Genomic DNA, 21,704 nt, shown 5'->3' with positions numbered 1-21,704 from the left:
GAACGAGCTGTGGGAGGAGGGCAAGAAGGACCACCTCTGGATCGCCGGCGCCGCGCTGGCCACCATGGGTGCGCTCGGCTCGCTGCTGACCCTGGATGTTTGTCAGCTTGCGGCTCTTCGCCGCCTGCTGGTCGGCCTTCTTGGCCGACTTCTCCTTCGCCGAGGTCATCGTCCCGGCCGCGGCGAGACCGGGCGGAATGACCGGTCCACCGCCGATGGCCTCGACGTCCCAACCGACCCAGAACCGTCCGCCCTGGTCCGCCTCGAAGGTGAGCGAGATGAAGACCGTCCCGCCGGGCGGCAGGCCGCCGACCGGCAGCGGTGCGGTGAGCGTGGTGGAGAGCCCACCCCCTGGCGGATCCTGCGCTGGCGAGTCCATGGACAGGTTCCGCACGGTCACCGTCTGCCCACCGACGGTGAAAGTGTCGGTGGGCGTGTCCGGGTTGACCAGCCGAAGCTGTGCCGGGTTTGGTGGCGTCGGCTTACCCGGGATGGGTGCGCCGTTGACCTGGCTGAGCGTGGAGATGCGCAGCCGCAGCAGGGTGGCCGGGGTGACGCCCCGGTTGGTGATGCCCCGCCGGACGATCAACCGCTTGGGGTTGGCCGGGGTGGCATCGACGATCTGCTGGTTGGGGGCCTCGTTCGCCGCCTTGGTCGGGTCGAGCAGGGTGGTCTGGAGGATGGTGCTCTGCTCGAACGGCCCGAACTGGCGCAGCGGCGACGGCGAGCCGAGCGCCGACTGCACCCCGTTGATCGGGCCGAGCGTGGTCGCCACCAGCCGGAAGTCGGCCACGTTGTTGCGGGTGTCCTGCGGAACGCCGAAGACGCGCAGGCGCACCCAGGCGTTCTGCACGGTGGGCGGGCTGGTGAACGCCGGCAGCGGGGTGCCGGTGAACCAGCCCGGCAGGCTGCCGGCCGCATCGGTGATGGTGTTGGCGGCGTCGGGCACCCGTAGCCGCAGGCCGGTCGCGCCGGTGTTCGGCACCGGCCCGAGGGTGGGCACCACCAGGTCGGCCGGGATGCTCGGGAAGGAGACGTTGTAGCGGTTCGTGCCGATCAGGTAACCGACCCGGGGGGCGATGGTGGTCGCGGTGGTCGGGATCTCGATGGACACGCCGCCGGGCGCCTCCACCTTGAGCCCGGGCAACTGCATCGGGATCGAGGTGTTGTTGTAGAGCACCACGTACTGGTCGAACTGCCCGGGCGTGTTGGCCACGCCGGACTGCCGGAACTGGTCGATGAGCAACTGCCCGGCCACGCCGTTCACCTGCACCGGCACGGTGTTGGAGATGGCCTCGGCGTTGGTGTTCGTCGAGTCGTACTGGACGAAGATCTGGTTCAGGCCGAACGCGGGCAGTTTCAGGGTGAAGGTCGCCCGACTGAACGAGACCGGCATGGTGCCGAGGTTGACGGTGATGCCGGTGCGCTGCCTGTCGAAGATGGTCACATTGCCCTGGACCTCACCCGGGCCGAGCGTCGCGGTGAGGGTGACCGGGCTGTCGAAGTTGACCGAGGCGGCGCTGGCGGTCAGCGTGACCACCGTCTGCGGCTGGACCACGATGCGGATCTGCTCGACGTCGCTCAGGCCGGCGGCGTCGGTGACCCGCAGGTCGGTGCCGAAGGTGCCGGCGGTGGTCGGTCGGCCGGAGATCGCGCCGGTGACCGGGTCGATGCTGAGCCCGGGTGGCAGGACGCCGCCGGCGAACGACCAGACGTACGGGGCCACCCCGCCGACGACCGTCGGCCGCAGCGCGTACGGGGCGTTGACCTCCCCCAGTGGCACGGACGGGATGACGATGGTCGGGGCCGGGGTGACCGAGATGGTGATCAGCCGGCTGCCGATCTCACCGGTGCTGCCCACGGCCCGGACCACGAAGGCGAAGCTGCCGGCCGTGGTCGGGATGCCGGAGATGGTGCCGGTGTTCACGTTGATCGTCAGCCCGGGCGGCAGGGCGCCGTAGGTGATGGAGAACGTCCACGGGGCCACCCCGCGAGAGACGCCGACGTTCTGGCTGTAGGCCACGCCGACCTCGGCGTTGCTGCCGTTCCAGAACACCCAGGGCGACTCGTTCGGGATGACCGGGTGCGACGGCGCGGACTCCGGTCCGAGACCCTGGCCGGTCAGCGCCGCGATGGTGAAGGTGTAGGTCAGGCCGGCGGTGAGACCACCCACGGTGGCGGTCAGCGGCGCGGCAGGCACCGTCTGCGACGGCTGCTTCACCGCGCCGATGTACGGGAAGATGATGTAGTTGGTGATCGGTGAGCCACCGTCGGAGACCGGAGGGCTCCAGCTGACCACGGCGGTGTTGACGTCGGCGGTGACCGCGCGGATGGTCGGGGCGCTGGGCAGGGCGAGCAGCCTCGGCGGTGCGGAGCGCTTGCTGGCCGGGCCGGTGCCGGCGGCGTTGCGCGCGGCGACCGTGAAGGTCCAGGTGCCGGTAGCCGACGGCAGCTTCACCGTCGCGCTCGTCTTCCCCGCGGCGACGGAGGTCGCCTTGGCCTTCTTGCCGTTGCGGTAGGGCGTGACCACGTAGCCGGTGAGCGGGCTGCCGTTGGCCTTCGGGGCCTTCCAGGTGACCACCGCCTTCGTACCCTTGCGGGCCGCCTTTGGTGTGGCGGGCGCGGACGGCACGCGGAGCTTGACCGGCTCGGCGCTCCGGTCATCCGGTCCCACCGGCGCCATGTGCTGAGCCGGTGCCTGTGACACGGCGGCGCGTGCCGGTTGGGCGCTGCGGTCCGGGGCGCGTGCCCCGGCGGTGCTGGGCACCGCAAGGGCCGACGCGACCAGCAGGGCGGCCATCGCCGACCCCACAAGTGCGCGGAGACGAGAAGAGGGTGACATCGAACCTACCTTTCGGGGTGGCAAGGCACGGTGCGCGAGGCGGATGGCGGCGGACACGTGGACGCGCCACAAAACCCGGGCGGGTGACCGGGTGTCGGGAGAGGACGAATCCGAAATGGACTCGTTGGCATGGAAATATATAGCTCCTCCGGAATATCATGTTTTCCCAGGTCAGAGCCCTTTTACTGGTCCTGTTCGGCGCATTCTGTCCTAGTCCGTTCGGTTCGCGGACAGGTCGTGGCGGTCTCGGCCACTACCATGCAAGTTCTCCCACCGGCACCTTTTCACGGCGCTACTATCCGCATGTCCGTTTCTCCGAGACAGAGGAGCTTTGATGATCAATTCGCCCGTACCCGAGCCATCGGACGAGACTCCGAAGGGCTACCAGCCGCCGAAGCTGCGCCGGCTCGGCACGCTGGCCGAGCTGACCCGGGGCGGCTTCCCCGGCGTCACCGACGCCGACGGCCAGTCCGGCGTCGAGGGATCGATCTGACCTCCACGTCCACTGCTCGATCCCCGGCCGTGCTGCGTCTCGACGGTGCCGGACGCGCCTTCGGACGGCGCCCGATCTTCTCGGGTCTCGACCTGGAAGTCGCGTCCGGCGCCCGACTGCTGCTGGCTGGCGGCAACGGCGCCGGCAAGACCACGCTGCTCCGCTGCCTGGCCGGCACCCTTGCGCTGAGCACCGGCCGGGCCACGGTCGCCGGCCATCCGGCCGGCTCCCTCGCCGCTCGCCGCCTGGTCGGCGTCGCGCTCGCCCCGGAACAGACCCTCTGCGGCGGGCTGTCCGGGCACGACAACCTGATGCTGGTGGCCCGGATGCGGCTACCCCGGCGGCAGGCCACCGCGGCGGTCGCCCGCATCGAGGACGAACTCGCCATCAGTGAGTACGCCAGCGTCCCGGCGAACCGCTGCTCGGCCGGGATGCGGGCCCGCATCAGCGTCGCCCGAGCCCTGCTCGGCGATCCGTCGGTGCTGCTGCTCGACGAACCCTGTCGGTCATTGGACACCACGGCGCGGATGCTGCTGTGGGCCGCACTCGACCGTCGACCGGGCCTGACCTGCGTAATCGCCTCTCACCTGGCCGAGGACCGACCACGCTGCGACCACGTGCTGGCGATGCCGGCACGGGAGACCGTGTCGGTAGCGGCCCAGCCTCGTTGAGAGCTGAAGTAGCGTCTTCTCGTCTCTGCCGCTTGGCCCAACCGCCTGGCCGAGTGGCTTCCTCTGGCGGGCGCCGCCCTCATGGCGACGAGGGGGACAGCTTGCATCAGCGGGTCGAGACACCGGCTTCAGTCATTCGGCAGGAGTTCGTCACCCACGAGGTCTCGCAGGCACACGATGTGATGCGCCAGCGGTGCGCGGGGCTTGAGGTACGGCCGCGGAGCATCCCAGCACCATTCACGTACCGCGAGACGAGGGTCGACGTCGGGCCGATCCTGGCGAGCCGGGTGCAGTGCGGCGCCGACCTTGAGATCGATCTCGAGCCACTGAGCGACCTGCTGCTCGTCGCCGTGGTGACAGGTCGTGCGGTGGTACGGGATGGCCGGGAGGAGGTACGGGCAGGTCCCGGTGAAGTACTCCTGCACAGGACCGGGCGCCCGCTCATCAACGTCGGTCAGCAGTTCGACCTCTACAGCATGAATCTGGACTCACGCACGGTGACCGAGGTGGCCGTCGAGCGGACGGGCATCGACCCCGGGGATTTCCGGTTCGAGGCGATGACACCCGTCTCCAGCGAGATGGGTCGGCTGTGGCACGACAGCGCGACCCACCTCTATTCGCTGTTGACCGGTCCCGCTGAGGCGTTGGAAAACCCGCTGGTGATCCGCGCCGCCATCGACCTTGCCGCCTCCGCCGCGCTCGCCTGCTTCCCGAACTCGGCGATGACGATGGCCCACCGGATCGACGCCGGCCCGCTACCGGCAGGCCCGGTGCGTCGCGCCGTGTCATTCATCGAGACGCACTGCCACCAAACGATCACCATCACCCAGGTCGCCGACGCCGCCCGCGTCACACCCCGCGCCCTGCAGGCGGCGTTTCGCCGCCACCTCGGCACCACCCCGACGGCATACCTGCGGCGGACACGGCTGGACCACGCCCATCGGGACCTGCTCGACGCCGACCCGACCAACGGTGACACCGTGACCGCGATCGCGCACCGCTGGGGCTACCTGCACGCGGACCGCTTCGCCGTCGACTACCGCGCGGCGCACGGCCGCTCCCCCAACGACACCCTGCACGCCTGATCGGGCCGCGCGGTGTTCGCGCTGGGCATGTCGAACCCGACTCCGGTCAGGCGTCCCTGCGTGGGACGCTACGTCCGCCGAGTGCGGACCGAGGCGGCCGCGCACCTGCTGGCCGACCCGGGTGCCACCACCATCAACCAGTACCTCGCCGCCGGCCTGCTCGACGAGCTGCGGCTGCACATCGTGCCGTTCACCCTCGGTGCCGGCGTGCGGCTGTTCGAGGGCGTCCCGCCACTGAACCTCGAACAGCTGACGGCGCGGGCGGCGAGTTCGGTCCTGCACGTGACCTATCGCGTGCTGCCCTGAAGCAGTAAGTCACCCCCTCCCCGTAGCCTGCCCGGCGAGCTGACCGAGAGCCGTCGTACGAGGGAGAGCGTGGTGTCCGCGATCGCGTCACTGACCCTGGTCCCCAGGGACAGCATCACCGAGCTGGCCCACCTGGCCCGCGCATCGCCGTCGTCGTTCCACTCGTACCTGACCGAACACGGGAGCAGGGCGCGGCAGGAGTACGAATGGTCCGGCTACTGCATGCTGTACGTCCTGACCTACCTGGAGGAGCGCGGCATCGACCTCGAGCGGTCGGAGTTCAATGCCGAGTCCGAGGCCATCAACAGCGCGTACGGCCTGACCGTCCTCATCACTCCCGCCCCGGAGTGGTTACTGAACCAGCTCGACCCCGCTGGGCACCGCGCTGATGAGTTGGCTGCCCACTTCGAGGAGATGGGGATGGACTTCGAGGAGAGCGGCACCGCCGGTCTGGACGGGCTGAGGCTGTTGCGCGACAGCATCTCCGAACTCCGCAACGACCAGGTGTTGCTGCTGCACATCGGCTGAGGGCCACCGAGCGCCCTGTCCGGCGACTCGAACCGACCGGATACGGGCCGGTTTGGGTCACGCGACGGCGGGAAACCCGCGACGCCGGAGGGTTCGGCAACGGGTCCGTGCATGCCGAAAACGGGGAGTCTCATGCGCTGGTTTCGCGCTGCCCGCGGCGCCTCCACGAAGAACGCAACCCGATCCAGCATCCCGATCGGCGCGGAACGAGATCCGAAGCGAACAGTCATTTTCAGCGACGCGGTCATCGCCATCGCCGTCACCCTGCTCGTCCTGGAGATCCAGCCGCCGAAGGACACCGAGCACCTGCTCCGTGGCCTGATCGACCTGTGGCCCTCATACGTGGCGTACGCCCTCACCTTCCTGCTGATCGGGCAGGTGTGGGTGAATCACCACGTCATGTTCGACCACATCCGCTCGGCCGACCGGATGCTGCTGCTGCTCAACACCCTGCTGCTGATGGTGATCGCGTTCCTGCCGTTCGCCTCGTCCCTCCTCGCCCGCGCGTTCGAGTCCGGCCACGGCAAGCAAACCGCACTGATCTTCTACGGAGCCACCTACGTGTTGGCCGCTGTCCTCTTCAATGTGATCTGGGAGTACGCCAGACATGGCCGTCGCTTGCTGACCTCCACCACCGACAACGACACCGCCTTGGCGATCAGCAGACGTTTCCGCCCCGCACCGTTCTGGGTCGTCGTCGGGACCGCGCTGGGCGCCCTTCATCCGGTCGTCGGCCTCGCGGTGGTCATCGCGTTCATCCCCTTCTACTGGCTGCCGATCAAGGGCGAGGTCGCCAGCATTCAGCGCACCCGCGAGCAGAGTCCCGGCGTCCCATAGGTAGAGAGCGGCCTTCTACGTCGCGATTGCGCCGTTCGTCCGCTCGGGCACCGTCCAGATCGAGGGCGAGGACGGCGCCCGCTGGTCATACACCTACGCGAACGGGCAGATCACCCAACAGGGTTGGAACGGTTCCATCGAGCCGTTCGGCGAGTATGTGGACGTCCCATAGGTGCGGCTCACTCACCGCCTGCCAGGGCTTCGGAGAGCGGATCTCCTCGCCGGACAGTTTCCCAAACCGGCCGCTGGGGCTCGTCGTTGTGCACGACGAGGTCGGCGTGCTGAGTCGGGCGGACCGTAGCGAAGTAGAGCTGCTGCGAGGGGATGTAACGCTCGCGCCAGCGTCGTTCGATGTCGGCCCGAGTTGACGCCCGTTGCTCTCGGATCACGGCACGATCCACGGTCTTCGCCAGTGCCGTTGACACGAAGATGCGCAGGTCCCACCGGTCAAGCAGTTCCGGGCGCAGGAGGAAGACGCCGTCGAAGACGAGCACAGCGTTGGCCGGGGCGGTCATGACCGGCGGGGACACCACAGCGTCCGCTCTGTGGTCGTAGACCGCGGGTTGGAAGCGTCGATCTCCGCCCGGCCCGAGCGGATCGAGCAGAACCCGGTTCAACGCGTCATGGTCGTGGGTGTCGTAGTAACAGCCTTCGGCCGAGTACTCGCCGCGCGGATAGCGCTGTGCCCGGGGGAAGAGGAAGTCGTCGATCGTGGCGCGGATGACGTCGCGGCCCTGTTCGCGCAGGACGACGGCCAACTCGTCAGCGAGGGTGGTCTTGCCAGCGGCGGGCGCTCCGTCGACGGCAACCCGCAGCGGGTGGGCGACCGTGACGGACCCGACTGCCTCAGCCAGGCGTCCGATCAGCTCGTCGCGGGTGCCTTGCAGCATGCCACCCGTCCTGCCAGGTCAAAGGCGGCAGGCACGTAGGTCTCGTCGACGAACCATCGGTCACCCGGGGAGTGGCGGGCGAACCGGGTGCCATCGGCCAGCAGCGGGGTGAACCGTTGCGCCCACCGGAACACAGTGACGTGGTCGACCTCGACACCGCGCTCAGCCAGGAGTTCCTCCACGTCCCGGTAGGAGAGGTTGTAGCGCAGGTACCAGCGGACCGCGACGACGATCACCTCCGCGGCGAACCGGAACCCGGTGAACGCCGACTTCGGCGGCGACCAGGGACGACGAGGACTCGACCGCTGCACCCGTCAAGCCTGCCGCGATCCCTGGGCACGAGCAACGCAACAGACCGACCGAGGCGATCTCACACGGCCCGTCCCCGCCAGGTCACCAATCGGTACCCGGGCCCACACACCTCGTAGGACGCCGCCGCGCCGGTGCGTTCCGCGGTCAGCGCATCGACGATGACGGCACCCGGGCGGGCCCGCTGGAAGGCCTCCTCTCCCTGCGTCAACACGTCCCCGGCGAGGATCGGACCGGTGGCTCCCGGCGCCGCGGCGTTCTCCGGGGTGCAGCGGTCCGCCCACCCCGAACCGACGATGGTGAGCGCCGACCCGGCCAGGTCCGCGTCGTCCCGCTCCCGGTGGCGCCGGATCGCCGTGGCGGTGTCGAGCGCGCGGCCGCCGGGGTCGCTGCCGGTAAACATCGCCATCGTGACGGCCCTGATCCGCCAGACGACGAGACCGCCGCACTCCCGGACGGCCTGTCTGACGCGCTCGTCGTCGGCGCGGCGCAGCTCCGGGCGCCGCATCACGACCAGGATCGACACGTCGGCGCCGACCCCGTCGGTCAGCTCCCGGACCTGCTCCAGCCGTCGCCGCTCCGCCCGCAGCCAGGGGCCGGGTTCCAAACCCCAGGTGCTGCTCAGCCGGTCCGCGATCCGGTGATACGCGATCTCCGCCTCCGGCCGGTCACCCGCCGCTGCCAGGGCGGCAATCTCCAGGGCGCACCAGGACTCGTCCATCGGGTGAGCCGCGGCCAGGTCTTGCAGCCGTCGAATCCGGCCGCCCGGGTCCGCGCCGGCGGCCAGCGCCCAGCGATGGTGATCGTGCTCGATCAGGGCCCGCAGTTCGCGCAGCGCGACGATTTCGGGCCAGTCGGCAGCGGTTCGGGGCGCCGGGACGGCCGTAGCGCCGTCCCAGAGACGCAGCGCCTCTCCCGACCACTCTGCGGCGGCCTGCAGGTCCCCCCGTCCGGCGGCATCCTGGGCCTGTTCGTGAAGGTGTTCGACCACCAGCAGATCCGTCCCGCCAGCCGGGGCCACGAGCCGTACGCACCTACCGCCGGCCGAGCGCTCGATCCGGGTCGCATCGTCGCCCGGGATCCGCAGGGCCAGGTCGAGCTCGCGGATCGCCCGCTCGATCTTCGCCGCCGCCGCGGCGTCGAGGTCGCGGTCCCAGACCCCGCGCGCCATCCGGTCGGTCGAGACGTACCGGTTCACCGACAGGGCCAGCAGGGCCAGAACGTCGCGGACCCACCAGCTGGACAGCTCGACCGGTACGCCGTCCCGGAGCACCCGGGCGGCACCGAGGACCTCGATTCCGACGACCTCAGAAGATCGCGGTCTCACCGGGACGCACCTCCTCGGCGCGAGCCTCGCAGAGCTCAACAATCTCACCTGCGACCCACGACGTGACCCGGCCCGGTCCGTCCTCCCGCACGATGTGCATCACCGGGCCGGTCGTCACCACGCACGCGAACCGGGCGCCGTCGCGCGGGCCGGAGCCGTCAGCACCGGTCCCGGTGAGGTCGCCGGCCCGGGTGCGGTCCGGCGAGTGCGCCCGGTGCAGGGCGATGGCGCAGGCGGCGGCCCGGCTGGCCGGCCCGGGATCGGGGGCCTCCTCGTCCGTCAGGCCGAAGTAGGTGACCAGCGTTGCACCTCGCAGCTCTCCGACCACACCGCCGTGCTCGCGGACCGCTGCGCCGACGACGTCGCGCGCTGCTTCCGGTGGGCCAGGAGGGAACACTCGGACCGCCAGCACCGCGACCGCCCGGATCTCGTGGACCAGATCGGCGGAGGAGCCGATCGATCTCGACCTGGGGATCAAGGGACCGTTCGCGCCGTCCGACCGGCGGGCGGACCTCGGTGGGCCGCCGGACGGCGGCGGCACCCGGGACGGCGGTCCTGAGTCCATCGTTCTCCGTTCCTCATCGAGAAGGCGGCCGTGCAGGGCGCGGAACGCGTTACTCGGTGCCCGGCCGGTGGCCTCGGTCAGGGTCTGGCGGGCAGCCAGGTAGGCCTCGGCTGCTTCGGCCCGCCGCCCGCACCGGTGCAGCGCGACGACCCGGGCACGGTGCAGCGCCTCGCGCTCCGGATGTTCTCCCGGCAGGCGGGCCAGGCGGACCAAGACCTCCCGGTACCGGTGCCGGGCGAGGTCCACCTCGATCAGGTCCTCGACGGTCGCCAGGCGTTGCTCCTCCAGCGCGGCCCGCTCGGGCCAGTCCATCCCGGCCAGCGCGAGGTCCATCATGGCCGGCCCCTGCCATACGCGTAGCGCCTGTCCGAACGTGATCGCCGCCGTGTCGAGGTCCCCGGCGCCGAGCTGCGCACGACCACGCTCCCGCAGCGATGCGAAGTCCGTCAGATCCAGCGAAGCGGCCGGGGCGCCGAGGACGTACCCGCCGGCTTCGGTATCGATGTTCACCTGGTCGCCGGCCTGGAACAGACGCCGCAGGCCGGACACCACATTGCGGGCCGACGCCAGCGCGGTCGGCGGCGGTGGGTCGCCCCAGACGCGGTCGATCAGCAGGGCCGGAGCGACGGGGTGCTCCCGGTGCAGCAGCAACAGGGCGAGCAGCGCTCGGGTCCGCAGGGACCGGACGGGTACGGGCCGGCCGTCGCGGAGCACTTGGACCGGTCCCAGGAGCGAGAACGCGATGCCGGGCTGCACGCCTCTCCTTCGATCTCGGTAGCGAAATGCCCGAACCGTAGCGTGGTCCGGCTGCACAGCAGGCTTCGAGCAGGTTACGCCCCGGAGCCCAATCGGCGTCGCGGAGTAGAAGCAGTGACCAGCAGTGGTCAGCAGTGAGCACTCCGGTGACCTGGTGGCCCTCCCGGTGTGCCGGAAATCTGAGGCGTGTCAGCCGTCCGGGCTGACACCCGACGAGGGAGGAACATCCGTGAAGTTGTGGAGGAGTACGGCCGTCGCAACGGCCCTGCTGACCGGTGCCGTGCTGGTGCCCGGTCTGCCGGCCGCGGCCGCGCCGATCGAGCCGGCAACCGCCGACACGGGCATGGTGACGATGGCCGGGGGCAGTGTCTCGGTCCTGGACGGGGCCCTGGGGATTGCCAACCAGATCTTTTCCATCGTGCAGGAGCAGGTGCGGCTGCAGATCAACCGCGAGGGGCTGGTCCGCGCCCTGCGCGAAACGGCCTGGTACAAGACCGGCGAGAAGCACAACATCATCGTCATGGTGGCCCCGAACGGGTCCTGGGAGGGCCGATTTTCCTGCCACCTGGTCGGCAAGGTCTCGGACGCCGTCTACCGCTACCCCGGCTACCCCCCGTTCCGGGTGGTCGCGTTCTCGCACGGCACCGTCAAGAACGAGGGCGAAGGCGGCTACATCAACTGGGCCTACCGCGGGTGGTTCGACCGCAACGGCATGACCGTGCACTTCCGCAAGCCGTGACCGCGGGCCTGCGCGGGAGCAGCTCCCGCCCGAGAATGCGCCGCGTCATCGGTGGTGCGGTGATCGCCGCCGCCCTCGTCCTGCCGTCCGTGGTCGCGGTGCAACCGGCCGCCGCGGGGGCTGTCACGGTGCCTGTCACGGTGTCGAAGTCCCAGGGTGTGCCCGGCGTCCGGATCGCGAAAAAGCTGTCGGAAATCTACGTAGTCGAACGGGAGGCCTTCACCCGGCGGGCGATCACCGTCGCCGACAACAACGACGAACACGCCTACAACGTCATCATCATGAATCTGGCGCAGGACTACAGCGTGCAGCTGACTGGCGTCCACTTCTTCGCCACCATGCAATTCGAGGGCGTCTTCTATGGCCTGTGGATCGCCGAGGGAGGCACGTTCCGGAACAAGGGCGACGGCGGCTACAACAACTGGGCCTTCGTCGGACAGTTCACCCGCTCCGGGCCGGACGGCAAGATCGTCCACTTTCACTGAGCCATCAGGAGGAGAACACACATGGCCACGATCCGGAAGAAGCTCACCCACACCGCGGTAGTCGCCTCTCTCGTCGCCGGCGCACTAGCGGGGACGAGTCAGCCGGCCGCCGCCGCCTGGAAGTCGTGCGACCTCGGCGTCAAGGTCGACGAGTTGCGCGGCTGGGACGTCAACAACAAGTACAACATCATGGTCTGGAAACTGAGCGCCCAAGAAAGCGTCCATTTCGAAGGCGTCGCCTTCACCGGTGGGACCTATACCAACGAGTGCGACACGGTCCGCAACAAGGCCAGTTTCCGCTGGGTGATGTTCGAGTCGGGCACTTTCGTGCGCAAGGGCGAGGGGGGCTACCGCAACTGGGCCTTCTTCGGCCGGTGGACCCGGCCCACCGACAAGAAGGTCATCTTCAAGCCCCGCTGACCCACCGTTTCGGAAGGACATGATGAAATCGATCAGCAACCGGCGAGCAGTCCTGCGCGCCACGGCCGTCGCACTGGTCGCCACGGCCACCGTGGCGGTCGGCGCCACCCCGGCCAACGCCGTGACGATCCACGAATGTCACCTCAATCACACCGTGGACGAGCTGACCCGGTTCGGCGACGTGACGAAGAACAACGTCATCGTCTACGCCGGCAGCGCCGAGGACTCTTCGCACTTCGAGGGCGTCGTCAGACGCGGCCACGAGATATACCCGGCTTGTCACGAGGGCGAAGATTCCTCGAAGACCTTCTACTGGGTCGTCTTCCGCGGCAAGGGAACCTTCGTCCGCAAGGGTGACGGCGGCTACCGCAACTGGGCCTTCTTTGGCGTCTTCGACCGGGTCAGCGACAAGAAGGTCGTCTTCCACGCCCGGTAAGGCGGCGACCCATTATCCATCGACAGTGTTCCATTAGCCCTCCGCCCGGATTCTGACCCCATGGGTGGTGGTGAGCACGGCATCCTGGCCGACCGGGTCGACCTGGCCGGCCGGGACGGCTTCGTCGGACGGCACGCCCAGCGCCACGAGTTCCATCGGGCGCTGGGCGGTGCGGCGGACACCCCGCGGATCTTCCTGGTCCACGGGATGGCCGGAATTGGAAAGTCGGCGCTGCTGCGGCAGTTCGCCGACGACGCCCGCGGGTCCGGGCGGAACGTCATCGAGGTTGACGGCCGTGATGTGGGCGGGTCGGTCTCGGCCTTCGCCCGGCGGGTTACGCCGGTGCGTCAGGGCGGCCCGGTGCTGCTCATGGTCGACGGCTTCGAGCACTGCCGCGGGTTGGAGACGTGGCTGCGGGAGGCGTACCTCCCGGGCCTGCCCGGCGACGCGCTGGTCGTCCTGTCCGGGCGGCACCGTCCCCAGCCCCGCTGGACGGTCGATCCCGGCTGGCTCGGCCTGGTCCGGAGGGTGCCGCTCGGGCCGCTGCGCCCCGTGGAGTCCGCCGCGTTGCTGGCCGGCCGGGGCGTCCCGGCCGGCCGGACTGCGGCGGTCCTCGGCTTCGCCGCCGGGCACCCGCTGGCCCTGGCGCTGGCCGCCGAGTCGGCCCGGGAGGATGCTCCCGCGGACGGCGACTGGGTTCCCGGCCCGTACGCCGTCCGGTCATTGCTCGATGATCTGCTCGGGCGGCCGCCCTCCCCGGCGCACGAGTTCGGCCTGCGCGTTTGCGGCCTCGTCCGGCACGTCACGGTGGACCTCCTGCGTGCCGGGCTGGACGCCGCGACGGCCACCGTGGTCTTCGACTGGCTCGGCGCCCTCACCGGGGTCACCCCGGCCCGGGCCGGTCTGCTCCTGCCCGCGGTGCTGCGTCACGCCCTGCGGGCCGACGGCTGGTGGCGCGACCCGGATGCGTACCAGCACCTGCGGTCCCAGCTGTGGAGCCGCCTGCTCGACCGGGCCGGGACGGCGCCGGGTGAGACCGTCCCGGAGCTGCTGCAGCTGATCCGGGCGGTGGAGCCGCTGGAGGAGGAGCCGATGCTGGTCGAACGGCCGTACACGGCGGACCGGCGTGCGGCCGTCCTGCGACTCGCCCGCGCCGACCTAGGCGACGAGCAGGCCGGACAGGTCGCCCGCTGGCTGGATCGTCAGCCGGAGGCCTTCCACCTCTACCACCGGGCCGGCAGCCCGGAGCCCCTGGCCTTCCTGGCCTGGCTGCACCTGCGCACCGGCGCCGACGACGGTGACGATCCGGATCTTGCCGTGGTCCGGGACCACCTCCACCGGCACGGACCGTTACGCGCCGGGGAGTACGTGGGGGTGGCTCGTTTCCTGGTGCCGGGCCCGTTCCGGGTCGGCGCCCCGGCCGAGCGGATCTACGCGGAGCTGCTGGGCGAGCGTGCCGGGCTGGTCGCCGGATTCGTCGTCCTGCCCGATCCCGGGCCCATGGTCGCCGCTCTGGAGCGGTTCGGCTTCACGCTGCTCCCGCCCGCGCCGGGTGCGGCGGCCCGGGCGACGTTCGTCCGGCAGCCGGAGCGGCGCGGGCTGTCCGACCAGGAGCACCAGGACGCCGTGCGGCGGATCCTGCGGGACTGGCACGACCCTGACGCGGTGGCGGCGAACCCGCTCGCCCGGCTGTACGGCGGCGGCGACGCTGTTCGTGACGCCCTGTGCGCGGCCCTCGACGCACTCGCCGCGGACGCCGATCGGATCCGGCAGCAGCGCGTCATTCGGGCGACCTACCTGGAGCGCCCGACGAGCCAGGAGGCGGCCGCTGCCCGGCTGGGCATCCCATTCAGCACCTACCGCCGGCACCTCAAGTCCGCGGTGCAGCAACTCGGGCAGATCCTCCAGGCTCAGCACGTCAACGCAGCCGCCAGGCCTGCCTCGGCCGTGTGCCTGCCCCACCAGCCCGTGAGCTTCACCTCTTAGGTCGTACGGGACCTTTTGCCAGGCGGGGCCCGTGCTGCGCGGTGCCCCCGGACGCCGACGTCGGGGTGAGCCGTCGATTTCGGTCGAGGCGAACGCATCGGCGCAGCCCAGAGAAAGATCCGCGACGCACCGTGTGGCGCTCACGTCGCCGCCGGGCACCGCCTCGTGTTGTCGGTGATGGCGGCTGCGAGAAGGAAACGCAAACGACGCCGATCCGACCAATGCGCTCCCGGTGCTGAATCAAGCTGCGGCTGCTTGAGTCGCTACCCCAGCTCTGCCGGTTGGTCGACGGCGGAGGCGCTGGCGCTAGCGCGGCGTTGACCCGTTGACCGAGCAACCGGAGCTGATAGTGGAGGTCGACGAACGCGTAGCGCAGTGGACCGGATGGCGGTTCGCCTTGGATGGTGTTGACGAGGGCGTCGATGTCGCGTCGTAGCTGACGAAGGTCGCTGGTGACGGCGTCGGCTGGCTTGCCGAGCGCGACGCCTGGACCGTCCAGGCGACGTCGGATGACCCGGCGGCCGTGGTGGCCTGGGCCTAGGAGCTGAGCCGCGACCAAGACCGAGATCATGAGGTATCACAAGCGCTACATCGCCGCGAGACGTTCCGCTCCAGCAAGCTACCGTCGTCAGCACAGCGCTGCCTTGACGCCAGGGAGGGTGGGGTGACCGAGATCGAGGACGCGTACTACGGCCTTCTTGCGATCGATCCGCCGCTACGCAGGCGGTGGTTGCTCGACCATCAGCCGGCCGCGGTTAGCCCCGTTCATTGGTGGTTCGCACTGGTTGAGGCAGCAACCTCGGATGTGCGCCGCCAGAACTGCGGATGGCCCACCCACCGACCTCAGGCCGACATGGCATTGGCCGTCTTTCTGATCGATCTGGCATCGGAACACGGGTTTCCGACGGAGCATGCCGTCGAGCAGCTCGCCTCGCTCATCACAGTCGCCCTCGACGCAGGTCAGCGGGTCCAGGACCTGCCGGACAATGCTCATCCGGACGCCGTCGCGCGCAGGGCTCTCGATAGCTTCGGCATGACCCAGGAACAGGCTGCCGCCCGCGCGACAACCCTCCGCGCGAGCCGGCTCAGCGAGGATGACTTCGTCCAGCCAGGTGAAGGTCCGGCGAGATGGCGAGCGCTCTCCCGGACCGCCGAGTACCAGGACTACCACCGGCTCCTCAACATCGACCGTATGCTGACCAACCTCGCACCCCTCGTCGACCACATGACCGACGCAGGCCTCGTTGATGAGGTACAGGCATGGCTTCGCATGCTCCCCGAGCTGGACCCCGTCCCTTGACCCCCAGGCAACCAACACAGATGGGTGACCTGCTGTTTCACAGGCGCTGAGCTGCGGGATGGGTCCTCCGGTGTCCATGCTCGTCCGTCGGCGTCCAACCCGATCGTCACCCGGTTAGTCACTCACGCGTCGCGCCTGCGGCTCTGCTCCCTCACCTCTGCCGCGCAACTGAGCAACGACCTAGCCAGCGCCTCCGCCCGGTCCGCCGACAACCACAACGAGCCGTGCGGCACGTCGTCATCGGGACCGGCCAACCCTTCCGTCAGAGTCTCCGCTGGCACTTCGACGTCCAACCGAACGAAATGACGCCCTCTGCTGTAGTCGACGAAGGCATCCAGGTACCGGTCATCATCGAAGGTCACCGCCGCATGCTGCCACGACAGCGATCCCCACCTCACCCCCTCAGCCTCGACCGCTTCGTCCCGAACGAATGATCGCTGTTGGTTGAGCTGGACCATCGAGCGAGCTGAGCTGCTGGAACACTCCGTGGGTGTCCGTCTACGTCCGCTGGCGTCCACATCCGTCGTCACTCAGTTCGTCACACCTACCAGGCAGGCTGGCGGTTCTGACTCAGGCCGGTGCAGCATCGGCCTCGCGAACCTGGAGGAAACCGTGGCGGTCACCGCCGATGATCTCGACGCAGCGATGTCCAGCGTTGTTGCCAGCCTACGACCAGCGACCGGCCTCGACTGGTTCGCGCGGGCAGGCAGCCTGGAGTGGGACTGCTGGCACACCGCCGAGCACATCGGTGATTGCCTGATGTCCTTCGCGGGTCAACTCGTGGCCCAGCCGGAGAAGCGGTTTGTACGCTTCATGGCAAACGCTGACAAGGACGCTTCCCCAGAAGAGGTGCTGGCGTTCGCCGAGGCGGGTGGCCGCATTTTGGCAGCTACCGTACGCGCGTCCGGACCGGATGTTCGGGCCTACCATCCCACGGGCCAAGCCGATCCGGAGGGCTTCGCCGCGATGGGGTGCGTGGAGACGTTGCTGCACGGCGATGACATCGCCCAGGGCCTCGGTCTCGCCATCGATCCACCACGTGACGTCTGCACCCGGGTCCTCGCTCGACTGTTTCCCGAAGAAGCGCAGGAACTGGCCGCCGTCGAATCGTGGGCGGCACTGCGCTGGTCCACCGGCCGGATCGAGCTACCAGGACGCCCCCAGCTGAAGGAATGGCGCTGGCGGGGCGCTCCGCTAGGCGAATGACCCCATGAGACGCGATGCCATCCTCACTGTCTGCCGTCGACCCGCCCTCCTGGAAGCGCGGACTGAGGGCGTCGGCCCGGACCTTGGCGCGGTCCGTCCGGGTCGTCGGCAGCATGGCTGGCCAGGGAAAACGGCTGGTGGGGCGGGCGGGACTCGAACCCGCGACCGAGGGATTATGAGTCCCCTGCTCTAACCGGCTGAGCTACCGCCCCCCGAACACCGCGCCGGATCTTATCCCGCTCGGCGATCCGCAGCCAGCACCGAGCCGGCCGGCGCGCACGCCCGCACCAGCACGATGGGCTACAGGAATATAACAGCGTGCTCGGGTACGCCTGTCAGCCGACGCGCAGCTGGTCCAGCACGGCGCCGGCGGCGCGCCAGCCGCTGGTGAGCGCGCCCTGGATCGATGGGCTGTCCCGGTGGTCACCGGCCACGAACAGGCCCTCCCCCAGCGCCACCGGCTTGCGCAGCCGGCCCTGCGGTGGCGGCGCGGCGGGCAGCGCTTGCGGGACAGCCACGGTGGTGAGGTGGGTCCAGTCGGCGGTGGAGCGGCCGTACAGTCGGGTCAACTCGGCCCGGATGGTCGGCTCGGGTGGGGCCTTCGGGCCGACCACCGAGGTGGCGACCAGGTGGCGTCCGGTGGGCGCGTACGTCGGGGCGGCGTTGCTGAGCACCACAGTGTTGGCGACGAGTTCGCGGCGGTCGCCGTCGACGAGCAGGATCGGTTCGGTGAGCGGCGGCTCGGGTGCGCTGTGGTAGTAGGTGGTGTAGCTGTGCATGCGTACCGTCGTCAGGGCCGGCAGCAGCGCGGCCGCGGCGGGCGGGTCGACGGCGACCACGACGGCCCGGCAGCGGATGTCGCCGGCCTGGGTGCGGACCCGGCCCGGGGTTACCTCCGCGACCGGGGTGTCCCGGTCGAGCAGGTCGGCCGGCAGCGGCTCGGCGATGGCCAGGGGCAGCGCGGCCATCCCGTCGGCGGGTAGGCCGATCCGGCCGCGGGCGAAGGAGCGCAGCACCATCGCCAGCACGTGGCTGGAGGTGGCGAGTTCCCGGTCGATGAACACACCGGACAGGAACGGGCGTAGCAGCTCCTCGATGATCGCGTCGGAGAGTCCGGCGCGGCGCAGCGCGGTCTCGGTGCTGGTTTCCGGCGCGGCGAGCAGCCGGGACGCGGGCAGTGTGGCGCAGCCGGTGGCGAGCGCGGCGAAGCGCAGCCGGTCGAGCAGGGAGCCGACCCCGGCGAGCGCGGTGCCGGGCCCACCGGTCGGTTCGCGCAGCGGGTTGACCAGGCGCAGCAGCTTGTCGCCCTTGCGGACCAGCACCCCGGAGGTGAAGTAGCCGAGGTTGAGCTGGTCGGTGTCGAGCAGTGTGCCGAGCCGGGGGTAGGCGGTGTTGAGCACCTGGAAGCCCCGGTCGATGAGGTAGCCGTCGACCACGTCGGTGGCGACCCGGCCACCGAGCCGACCCTCCGCCTCCAGCAGCCGCCAGGGCACGCCGGCGCGGTGCAGCCGGCGGGCGGCGGCGAGGCCGGCCAGGCCGCCGCCGACGATGACCACATCGGTTTCAGCCAGCACCGCGCGCCTCCCGCTCACCGTTCGCCCGGGACAACCGGCCCGGCCACCAGATCTTCGGCCCGATGTCGTACGCGAGTGCAGGCACCAGCAACGACCGGACGATGATGGTGTCGATCAGTACCCCGATCGCGACCGCCGTACCCAACTCGACGAGTATCACCAGTGGCAGCACGGCGAGGGCGGAGAACGTCGCGGCGAGCACGATGCCGGCGGAGGTGATCACGCCGCCGGTGACGGCGAGTCCGGCGAGCACCCCGGCACGGGTGCCACGCTTGACCGATTCCTCGCGGACCCGGCTCATCAGGAAGATGTTGTAGTCGATGCCGAGCGCGACCAGGAAGACGAACGCGAACAGCGGGAACGACGAGTCCACGCCGGGGAAGTCGAAGACGTGCCGGAACAGCAGCGCGCAGAGGCCGAGGGTGGCCGCGAAGCTGAGCAGCACTGTGGCGATCAGCAGCAGCGGGGCGAGCAGCGCGCGCAGCAGCAGGGCCAGGATCACCGCGATGACCACCAGCACCACCGGGATGATGACGTTCTGGTCGCGCTTCGCGGCGTCCGAGGTGTCCACGTTGATAGCGGTGAAGCCACCGACCACCGCGTCCGCGCCGGGCACCTGGTGTACGGCCACCCGCAGCTCGCGGATGGTCCGCTCGGCGCCGTCGCTGTCGGGTGGGTCGGCCAGTGTCGCCTCCAGCTGCACCCGCCCGTCGACGACCTTCGGGGCGGCGTTCGGGTCGGGCTGGCCGGTCTGTGGGCCGGCGGTGAGCGGGCGGACGTCAGCGACGCCGGGCACGTCCTCGGCCACCTGGGCGACCTGCCGGGCGCTCTGCTCGGTGGTGAAGATGGTGGCCGGGCTGCCGGTGCCGGCCGGGTAGTGCCGGGAGATCACCTGCTGGCCGTCCACCGAGTCGGTGCGCTGGGTGAACAGGTCGGACTGACCGAGGGTGGTGGCGCCGAGCTGGGTGAGGCCGAGCGTCAGCAGGGCCAGCACGACGGCGGTGCTCAACCAGATCGGTCGGGCGTGCCGGGCGACGAAGCCGGCGACGCGGCTCCAGATGCCGTGTTCGGCGCGCGGGTCGGCCTGGTCGGCTCGGGGCCGTCGGGGCCAGAACGCCCACCGCCCGCCGAGCACCAGCAGCGCGGGGAGGAAGGTGAGCATCACCAGCAGGGTGGCGGCGATGCCGATGGCGGCGACCGGGCCGAGCGCCCGGTTGGAGTTGAGGCTGGACAGCAGCAGGCAGAGCAGGCTGACGATGACCGTGCCGCCGGACGCGATGATGGCCGGTGCGGCGCCCTTCCAGGCGGTCTTCATGGCGCCCCAGGGCCGGTCGTGCCGGTGCAGCTCCTCCCGGTAGCGGGCGATCAGCAGCAACCCGTAGTCGGTGCCGGCGCCGAAGACCAGCACGGTGAGGATGCCCTGGGCCTGCCCGTTGAGCTTGACCACGTCCGCGTCGGCGAGCAGGTAGACGAAGACCGAGGCGAGGGCGTACGACATCCCGGCGGCGAGCAGCGGGAAGATCCAGAGGATCGGGCTGCGGTAGACGATCAGCAGGATGATCAGCACCACGACCAGGGTGACCAGCAGGAGTGGTCCGTCGATGGCGGAGAAGACCTCGATCAGGTCGGCGAGCAGGCCGGCCGGGCCGGAGACGTCCACGGTGAGCCCGTCCCGGTCACCGCCGGCGATGTCGCGGAGTTGCTCGACGACCGCGCCGATCTCCTCGCCCTCGGCGTCGCCCACCGGTACGACGACCTGGAGCGCCTGGCCGTCGTCGCTCGGGATGGGCGGGGGCAGCGGGGTGACCACGCCGGGGATCTCGGCGAACCGGGCGGCGTCGGCGCTCACCCGTTGCCGGTCCGCGTCGGTGATCCCGGAGGGCCGCTCGTAGACGACCAGGGCCGGGATGGTCTGCCGGTCGACGAACTCGCCGGCGAGGTCCTGGGCGCGGGTCGCCTCGGCGTCGGTGGGCAGGAAGGCCGCGTTGTCGTTGGTGGCGACCTCGCTGAGGCGCCCCGCGTACGGGCCGGCCACGGCGCCGATCACCAACCAGGCCAGCACGACCGCCGCCGCGATCAGGGTGGCCTTGCCGCCTCGTCCGGACATCCTGTGCACTCACCCCAAGGCTCGGCGCGTCGATCGACCCAGCGGGAGCCTCAGTCGACATCGCCCATCCTGCCCGGCACAAGAGCCCCAAGCAGCCCAAACATCGCATTCCGCCCCGCCGCCCCGCACCCTGCCCCCCGCGCCCTGCCCCCGCGCCCCGCGCCCCGCCCCCCGCGCCCTGCCGCCCCGCGCCTTGGGGGCGCCTACCGCCGCCAAGGTCACGCTCGAACCAGGATGTAGTGGCATCACCGACGCGCCGATGCCACTACAACAAGGATTTTGCGTGATCTTGTGGCCCGGGGACGGCGCAGCAGGCGGGGCGGCGCAGCAAGGCGGGGCGGCGCAGCAAGGCGGGGCGGCGCAGCAAGGCGGGGCGGCGCAGCAAGGCGGGTGGGGCACGAGGCGGGCGACGCCAGCGGCATCAGGGTCACGCCCGAACCGCGCAGTGGCCACGAAGCGCCGGGAAACCACTACCTCCACGACAACACCGTTGCGCTTGGCGAAGCGGCTGCCCGTCAACCCACCCCGCCCCGTCGATCATGGACTTGTGGTGGATGACAAAGCGCCCATGGAAGACCAATCCAGGCACCACAACTCCATGATCGACCGGGTTGGTGTGCCCTGGCTCCGCGATCTTGCGCCCCCGACACACGGAGCATCCCTATCCAGGTCGACCACCCAAAGCGCAAGATCGGCGCGGTCGGCTGCTCGGCGGCGCCCTCCCGGGTGGGAGTGTTACTCAGGGGGATACCTGGGAGGCATATTCATGCCTCTGAGGTGTGGCGCTCACCAGAGGACGCACCGCCCGACGGATGTGACCCTCGGGCCACCGATCTCTGGCC

The 21,704-nt window shown here is 70.1% G+C and carries 20 protein-coding genes, 1 tRNA gene and 1 pseudogene; 13 read left to right on the top strand and 9 right to left on the bottom strand.

The annotated features are described in order from the left end of the window. The coding region (locus tag ABZU52_RS14075) for a fibronectin type III domain-containing protein (protein WP_354971442.1) at nt 1-2,842 on the bottom strand (2,842 nt) is incomplete at its 3' end. Between the two features lie 334 nt (nt 2,843-3,176). Here ABZU52_RS14075 and ABZU52_RS14070 point away from each other — a divergent pair. From ABZU52_RS14070 to ABZU52_RS14045, 6 genes are all read left to right on the top strand, one after another. After that, nucleotides 3,177-3,335 (top strand): lasso RiPP family leader peptide-containing protein, encoded by a 159-nt coding sequence (locus ABZU52_RS14070; RefSeq protein WP_354971441.1) that lies wholly within the window; start codon nt 3,177-3,179, stop codon nt 3,333-3,335. A 29-nt stretch (nt 3,336-3,364) separates the two neighbouring features. Continuing rightward, nucleotides 3,365-4,006 (top strand): ABC transporter ATP-binding protein, encoded by a 642-nt coding sequence (locus ABZU52_RS14065; protein ID WP_354971440.1) that lies wholly within the window; start codon nt 3,365-3,367, stop codon nt 4,004-4,006. A 182-nt stretch (nt 4,007-4,188) separates the two neighbouring features. Beyond that, the gene (locus ABZU52_RS14060; protein WP_354971444.1) at nt 4,189-5,091 is read left to right on the top strand and encodes an AraC family transcriptional regulator; all 903 of its coding nucleotides are present in this window, start codon (nt 4,189-4,191) and stop codon (nt 5,089-5,091) included. 60 nt (nt 5,092-5,151) lie between these two features. Then, complete coding sequence (locus ABZU52_RS14055; protein WP_354971439.1) at nt 5,152-5,397, top strand: dihydrofolate reductase family protein; 246 nt, start codon at nt 5,152-5,154, stop codon at nt 5,395-5,397. Between the two features lie 72 nt (nt 5,398-5,469). Further along, a complete protein-coding gene (locus tag ABZU52_RS14050; protein WP_354971438.1) occupies nt 5,470-5,925 on the top strand; it encodes a hypothetical protein in 456 nt (151 codons plus the stop codon). Nucleotides 5,926-6,057: 132 nt separating this feature from the next. After that, entirely contained in the window at nt 6,058-6,762 is a 705-nt protein-coding gene (locus ABZU52_RS14045) for a TMEM175 family protein (protein WP_354971437.1), read from the top strand. 179 nt (nt 6,763-6,941) lie between these two features. Here the strand turns inward: ABZU52_RS14045 and ABZU52_RS14040 are convergent, their stop codons facing one another. The 4 genes and pseudogenes from ABZU52_RS14040 to ABZU52_RS14025 form a co-directional block, all read right to left on the bottom strand. Next, a complete protein-coding gene (locus tag ABZU52_RS14040) occupies nt 6,942-7,652 on the bottom strand; it encodes a uridylate kinase (RefSeq protein WP_354971436.1) in 711 nt (236 codons plus the stop codon). A gap of 98 nt (nt 7,653-7,750) precedes the next feature. Then, nucleotides 7,751-7,888, bottom strand: a pseudogene (locus ABZU52_RS14035) (IS6 family transposase); the annotation flags it as partial. A 134-nt stretch (nt 7,889-8,022) separates the two neighbouring features. Beyond that, nucleotides 8,023-9,288, bottom strand: coding sequence for a BTAD domain-containing putative transcriptional regulator (locus ABZU52_RS14030; protein WP_354971435.1), 1,266 nt, complete (start codon nt 9,286-9,288; stop codon nt 8,023-8,025). Beyond that, nucleotides 9,269-10,609, bottom strand: a complete 1,341-nt coding sequence (locus ABZU52_RS14025; RefSeq protein WP_354971434.1) for a BTAD domain-containing putative transcriptional regulator — start codon at nt 10,607-10,609, stop codon at nt 9,269-9,271. The genes ABZU52_RS14030 and ABZU52_RS14025 overlap by 20 nt, the downstream gene beginning before the upstream one ends. Before the next feature lie 229 nt (nt 10,610-10,838). Here ABZU52_RS14025 and ABZU52_RS14020 point away from each other — a divergent pair, with 229 nt between their 5' ends. From ABZU52_RS14020 to ABZU52_RS13995, 6 genes are all read left to right on the top strand, one after another. Continuing rightward, the gene (locus ABZU52_RS14020) at nt 10,839-11,348 is read left to right on the top strand and encodes a hypothetical protein (RefSeq protein WP_354971433.1); all 510 of its coding nucleotides are present in this window, start codon (nt 10,839-10,841) and stop codon (nt 11,346-11,348) included. 35 nt (nt 11,349-11,383) lie between these two features. Continuing rightward, nucleotides 11,384-11,833: a hypothetical protein gene (locus ABZU52_RS14015; RefSeq protein WP_354971432.1), complete on the top strand. Its 450-nt coding sequence runs from the start codon at nt 11,384-11,386 to the stop codon at nt 11,831-11,833. 21 nt (nt 11,834-11,854) lie between these two features. After that, nucleotides 11,855-12,253 carry a hypothetical protein gene (locus ABZU52_RS14010; protein WP_354971431.1) on the top strand — a complete coding sequence of 133 codons (399 nt, stop codon included), beginning with the start codon at nt 11,855-11,857 and terminating at the stop codon, nt 12,251-12,253. 22 nt (nt 12,254-12,275) lie between these two features. After that, on the top strand, nt 12,276-12,689 hold the full coding sequence (locus tag ABZU52_RS14005) for a hypothetical protein (protein ID WP_354971430.1): 414 nt from the start codon (nt 12,276-12,278) through the stop codon (nt 12,687-12,689). 60 nt (nt 12,690-12,749) lie between these two features. After that, nucleotides 12,750-14,675 (top strand): AAA family ATPase, encoded by a 1,926-nt coding sequence (locus ABZU52_RS14000; protein WP_354971429.1) that lies wholly within the window; start codon nt 12,750-12,752, stop codon nt 14,673-14,675. 664 nt (nt 14,676-15,339) lie between these two features. Continuing rightward, entirely contained in the window at nt 15,340-15,975 is a 636-nt protein-coding gene (locus ABZU52_RS13995; protein WP_354971428.1) for a hypothetical protein, read from the top strand. Between the two features lie 122 nt (nt 15,976-16,097). On the opposite strand, the gene ABZU52_RS13990 is transcribed toward ABZU52_RS13995, so the two are convergent. Then, nucleotides 16,098-16,337, bottom strand: a complete 240-nt coding sequence (locus tag ABZU52_RS13990; RefSeq protein ID WP_354971427.1) for a hypothetical protein — start codon at nt 16,335-16,337, stop codon at nt 16,098-16,100. Between the two features lie 250 nt (nt 16,338-16,587). Between ABZU52_RS13990 and ABZU52_RS13985 the strand changes: the two genes are divergently transcribed. Next, nucleotides 16,588-17,181, top strand: a complete 594-nt coding sequence (locus ABZU52_RS13985) for a DinB family protein (RefSeq protein WP_354971426.1) — start codon at nt 16,588-16,590, stop codon at nt 17,179-17,181. A 135-nt stretch (nt 17,182-17,316) separates the two neighbouring features. Here the strand turns inward: ABZU52_RS13985 and ABZU52_RS13980 are convergent. The 3 genes from ABZU52_RS13980 to ABZU52_RS13970 all read right to left on the bottom strand — a co-directional run bounded on the left by ABZU52_RS13980 (nt 17,317) and on the right by ABZU52_RS13970 (nt 20,862). After that, nucleotides 17,317-17,393: transfer RNA gene (locus ABZU52_RS13980), tRNA-Ile, on the bottom strand. A 123-nt stretch (nt 17,394-17,516) separates the two neighbouring features. Continuing rightward, nucleotides 17,517-18,755, bottom strand: coding sequence for an FAD-dependent oxidoreductase (locus tag ABZU52_RS13975; protein WP_354971425.1), 1,239 nt, complete (start codon nt 18,753-18,755; stop codon nt 17,517-17,519). Continuing rightward, the gene (locus ABZU52_RS13970) at nt 18,745-20,862 is read right to left on the bottom strand and encodes an MMPL family transporter (protein ID WP_354971424.1); all 2,118 of its coding nucleotides are present in this window, start codon (nt 20,860-20,862) and stop codon (nt 18,745-18,747) included. Before ABZU52_RS13970 ends, ABZU52_RS13975 begins: the two co-directional genes overlap by 11 nt. Nucleotides 20,863-21,704: the final 842 nt, after the last annotated feature.

It is taken from the genome of Micromonospora sp. NPDC005220, from assembly GCF_040607895.1.
Lineage (GTDB): Bacteria > Actinomycetota > Actinomycetes > Mycobacteriales > Micromonosporaceae > Micromonospora.
Note: the sequence above shows the minus strand (reverse complement) of the source record. Positions and strands in the feature narration are given on the sequence as shown.

Excerpts from the sequence above, each read along its gene's own strand:
- ABZU52_RS14070 (WP_354971441.1), top strand. The coding sequence starts at position 3,177 with ATGATCAATTCGCCCGTACCCGAGCCATCGGACGAGACTCCGAAGGGC.
- ABZU52_RS14060 (WP_354971444.1), top strand. The coding sequence starts at position 4,189 with ATGCGCCAGCGGTGCGCGGGGCTTGAGGTACGGCCGCGGAGCATCCCA.
- ABZU52_RS14045 (WP_354971437.1), top strand. The coding sequence starts at position 6,058 with ATGCGCTGGTTTCGCGCTGCCCGCGGCGCCTCCACGAAGAACGCAACC.
- ABZU52_RS14040 (WP_354971436.1), bottom strand. The coding sequence starts at position 7,652 with ATGCTGCAAGGCACCCGCGACGAGCTGATCGGACGCCTGGCTGAGGCA.
- ABZU52_RS14015 (WP_354971432.1), top strand. The coding sequence starts at position 11,384 with ATGCGCCGCGTCATCGGTGGTGCGGTGATCGCCGCCGCCCTCGTCCTG.
- ABZU52_RS14010 (WP_354971431.1), top strand. The coding sequence starts at position 11,855 with ATGGCCACGATCCGGAAGAAGCTCACCCACACCGCGGTAGTCGCCTCT.
- ABZU52_RS14005 (WP_354971430.1), top strand. The coding sequence starts at position 12,276 with ATGAAATCGATCAGCAACCGGCGAGCAGTCCTGCGCGCCACGGCCGTC.
- ABZU52_RS14000 (WP_354971429.1), top strand. The coding sequence starts at position 12,750 with ATGGGTGGTGGTGAGCACGGCATCCTGGCCGACCGGGTCGACCTGGCC.
- ABZU52_RS13970 (WP_354971424.1), bottom strand. The coding sequence starts at position 20,862 with ATGTCCGGACGAGGCGGCAAGGCCACCCTGATCGCGGCGGCGGTCGTG.